1 protein-coding gene is annotated in these 571 nt (G+C 64.4%); it reads right to left on the reverse strand.

Annotated elements, in window-relative coordinates; genetic code table 11:
* Positions 1-571: MBG domain-containing protein (locus DM374_RS32730; RefSeq protein WP_225422707.1), on the reverse strand; the 571-nt coding region annotated here is incomplete at both ends.

Here is a 571-nt window from a genome sequence, read left to right on the forward strand (position 1 = left end):
GCGTTGTGGCTCAGGCCTTCGGGCTCGCCGGCCTGCTGCCGGGTTTCGCCTGAAATGGTCTGGCCGTTCGAGGCCAGTACGCTGATATAGGATTGGCCGTTGCCGGGCAGGCTGTTGCCAGGTTGGCTGGGTTGGCCTGGTTCACTAGGTTGGCTGGGTTGGTTTGGCTCACTGGGCCCGGCGTTGACGAGCAAAGCGCCTTGCTCGTACTGGATGGCGTAGTTGTTCAACTCCGAGCCGACAGCGTCACTGGCAACGATTGCGTAAGTGCCCGCTGCAGCGCTGGCCGGCTCGCCGGTACTGGTGAGGCTGACCGATGCAACGCTGTCGCCAGCCACCAGACCGAGGGTGGTGTAGCCGCTCAGGACGATGCTCTGCCCGGCCACTTTGCTGGCGTTATCGGCGGTGATGGTCAGTGCAGCCTTGACGATATCGGCGCTGGTGGTCGCGGTGTTGTCGGCCAGGGTGTAGTTGCCGGCATCGGCGCCGCCGAGGACGATTTCGCTGATACCGACCGACTTGCCGTTGCCGGCGTTCTTGTCGGTGAAGGCGCCGCTGGCTGAGGTCACGC

This window comes from Pseudomonas huaxiensis (assembly GCF_003231275.1).
In the GTDB taxonomy this organism is placed as follows: Bacteria; Pseudomonadota; Gammaproteobacteria; order Pseudomonadales; family Pseudomonadaceae; genus Aquipseudomonas; species Aquipseudomonas huaxiensis.